The 2088-nt window shown below is 72.7% G+C and carries 2 protein-coding genes; both read right to left on the reverse strand.

The window, feature by feature from the left end; translation table 11 throughout:
• Positions 1-302 precede the first annotated feature (302 nt).
• Positions 303-1127 (reverse strand): carbohydrate ABC transporter permease, encoded by an 825-nt coding sequence (locus AAHZ94_RS33150; protein WP_349997411.1) that lies wholly within the window; start codon positions 1125-1127, stop codon positions 303-305.
• Positions 1124-2017 carry a carbohydrate ABC transporter permease gene (locus AAHZ94_RS33155; protein ID WP_349997412.1) on the reverse strand — a complete coding sequence of 298 codons (894 nt, stop codon included), beginning with the start codon at positions 2015-2017 and terminating at the stop codon, positions 1124-1126. Before AAHZ94_RS33155 ends, AAHZ94_RS33150 begins: the two co-directional genes overlap by 4 nt.
• Positions 2018-2088: the final 71 nt, after the last annotated feature.

A 2088-nucleotide genomic window follows, 5' to 3' on the forward strand; every position in this document is an offset into this window, starting at 1 on the left:
CCCCCCCCGGGCCTCCGCCGGGGGGCCGGGGGCCCCGGCCCCCCCGGCCCCCGCGGCCGGGGGGGGGGGGCGGGCCCCGGCCCGCCCCCCCGCCGCCCCCGGCCCCCCCGGGCCCGCGACCGGCTGCGCGGACGTCCGCGTCATGCACCTCCGTCCCCCCATAGCACCATGCGATGGGTCAGATGATCACTCGCGCGCGCCCATCTGAGTGGCGACGCCGCGCGGTGCTCCGAGATTGGCCCCGTTCGGCCGTAACGGCGGGCCCGCCTGCCGCCCGGTGGCAGATGGGCCCGCCGCCTTGGCTACTCCTTGACGGCGCCGCTGAGCATGCCCTCGATGAAGCGGCGTTGCAGCGCCACGTACACGATCACCACGGGCAGGGCGATCAGCACGGCGGCAGCGGCGAGCAGGGACGTCTCGGAGCTGTGCTGGCCCTGGAAGAAGGCGAGGCCGAGCGGGACCGTGCGGTGGGCCTCGTCGCTCACCATGACCAGCGCCATCAGGAACTCGTTCCAGGTCCACATGAAGACGATGACGATCATGGTGGAGATGGCGGGCCTCGCCATCGGCACCAGCACCCGCCACAGCGTGGTCCAACTGTTGGCGCCGTCGATGCGCGCCGCCTCGATGACCGCCCGGGTGCTGCCCCGGAAGTAGGTCCGCATCCAGAACACGCCGAACGCCAGCGACTGGGCGGTCTGCGGCAGGATCAGCCCCCAGTAGGTGTCGGTGAGTTCGAGGTGGCGCAGGTCGAAGTAGAGCGGTACGACCAGCGCCTCCTGGGGCACCGCGAGGCCCAGCACGAACAGGTAGAACAGCGCCGTCGAGCCGGGGAAGCGCAGCACCCCGAAGGCGTAGCCGGCGGCCACCGAGAGCACCGTGGTCAGGGCGACCACGGTCAGCGCCACCAGCACCGAGTTGCGCAGGTAGCTGCCGAAGTGGCCGCGGGTCCAGGCGTCCGCGAAGTTGCTCCAGTGCAGCCCGTCGGTGGGCAGCGTGAAGCCGGTGCTCAGCGAGGACCTGGAGTCCAGTGCGGTGGCGAGGATGCCGAGTACGGGGGTGAGCGAGACGACGGTGAACAGGGCGAGGATCGCGTAGGTCAGGGTCCGTTCGGTGCGCGAGATCATGTCCTTCGCCCTTCGACGAGCCGGGAGATGCAGACGGTCAGCACGAAGATCAACACCGTCAGCGTCACTCCGATGGCGGCGGCCGAGCCGACCTGGTTGGTCTCGAACGCCCGGTGGTAGACCTCGTACGCCGGTACGGAGGTGGCGTTGCCCGGGCCGCCACTGGTGGTGATGTAGATCAGGTCGAAGTTCCGCAACCCGGCCACGATGGTCAGGGTGAGCGCGACCGCGATCTGGGGCCGTAGGCCGGGCAGCGTCACGGCGAAGAACTCGCGCAGCGGGCCGGCGCCGTCCAACCGCGCCGCCTCGTACAACTCGCGCGGAATGCGCTGGGCGCCGGCCAGGAAGAGCACCATGCACAGGCCGGTGCCGACCCAGGTGCCGACGATGCCGACGGCGGGCAGCGCCCAGTCGTAGTCGCCGAGCCAGGGCCGGGCCGCGGCGCCGAGGCCGACGGACCGCAGCACGTCGTTGAGGAGCCCGTCGGGCGCCAGGATCGACCGCCAGGCCACGCCGACCACGATCAGGGCGAGCACCTGGGGCAGGAAGAGGACCGTGCGGAAGAAGGTCATGCCGCGCACCCGGGCCCGGGACAGCAGGGCGGCAAGGAGCAGCCCGATGGCCACCGGCAGCGCCGAGTAGAAGACGAGCAGGAGCAGCGCGTGGGCGAACGGGGCGCGCAGTTCGGGGTCGGTCAGCAGGTCGTGGTAGTTGGCGCCGCCGGCCCAGGTGGCCGCGGTGAACCCGTCCCAGTGCAGCAGGGAGAGCCACACGCTCTGGCCGAAGGGGAAGAGCAGCAGCGCCCCGTAGCAGGCGAGGGCGGGCAGTACGTACAGATCGCCGCCGGCGCGCGGCTCGCGGGGGGCGCGGCGCCGGTAGCGGCTGGTCAGGGCGCGGCGGCGGGCGGCAAGCGGCGCTGCCTTGCGCTCACCGCCGGGGGGCCGGGTGGTCGGGGTGGTGG

It is taken from the genome of Streptomyces sp. HSW2009 (assembly GCF_040240285.1).
In the GTDB taxonomy this organism is placed as follows: Bacteria; Actinomycetota; Actinomycetes; order Streptomycetales; family Streptomycetaceae; genus Streptomyces.

Bases quoted from the DNA above. Each gene is read 5' to 3' on its own strand.
- AAHZ94_RS33150 (WP_349997411.1), bottom strand. From the start codon at position 1,127: ATGATCTCGCGCACCGAACGGACCCTGACCTACGCGATCCTCGCCCTG.